This is a genomic window from Ruminiclostridium papyrosolvens C7 (assembly GCF_000421965.1).
GTDB classification, from domain to species: Bacteria; Bacillota; Clostridia; order Acetivibrionales; family DSM-1351; genus Ruminiclostridium; species Ruminiclostridium papyrosolvens_A.
On the sequence record NZ_ATAY01000058.1, the window covers coordinates 1 to 570 of the forward strand.

The 570-nt window shown below is 50.4% G+C and carries 1 protein-coding gene; it reads right to left on the reverse strand.

Features of this window, described 5'->3' with window-relative positions:
* Nucleotides 1-9 precede the first annotated feature (9 nt).
* A partial coding sequence (locus L323_RS33145) for a hypothetical protein (RefSeq protein WP_020815964.1) occupies nucleotides 10-570 on the reverse strand: 561 nt, incomplete at its 5' end.

Below are 570 nucleotides of genomic sequence, written 5' to 3' on the forward strand. Positions count from 1 at the left end.
TCCTAACGCCTAATAGCCAAACTGGCTCATTTCCTCTTGCAGCTGTTCCAAAGTCAACGTGTCTGTCGGGATGCCAATTTCAAAGGCTGGCTTCTCGTTGATTTGGGTAAAGTGGCTGGTCATTTGCACCGCCGCCTTCACGTTCGTCTGCGTATCCGGATCGTTGACCGCAACGTCCACCTGAACATTGTAGTACGCTGGGTAATTGTTCTCGTCGATTGCGGTATCCACGGTGAACTTGTTGATTTGCAGATGGTTCTTCATCTCGTCCAACGCCTTGCCCAGTTCATCCTGGCTGCCTTCTTGCAGATCCTTCTTCGCTTGCTCAATTTCCTCCGGCGTCAGCTGCAGCATCGAACGGTATTCTTCTTTCGCCAAGATATCCAGCATCTTCGGCAACGCCTGATTAACCAGAATCGTCACCGCTTCTTTTACCTTCTCATTCGTAATGGCAAACTGCACGACTTGCTTGGCCTTGAAGCCTTCCGGCAAAGCGGCCTCCTTCGGATCGATGTTGCTGAAGTAAGCCACCGATTCATATTCGGCAAATAATGCCCCCATCAATTCCAT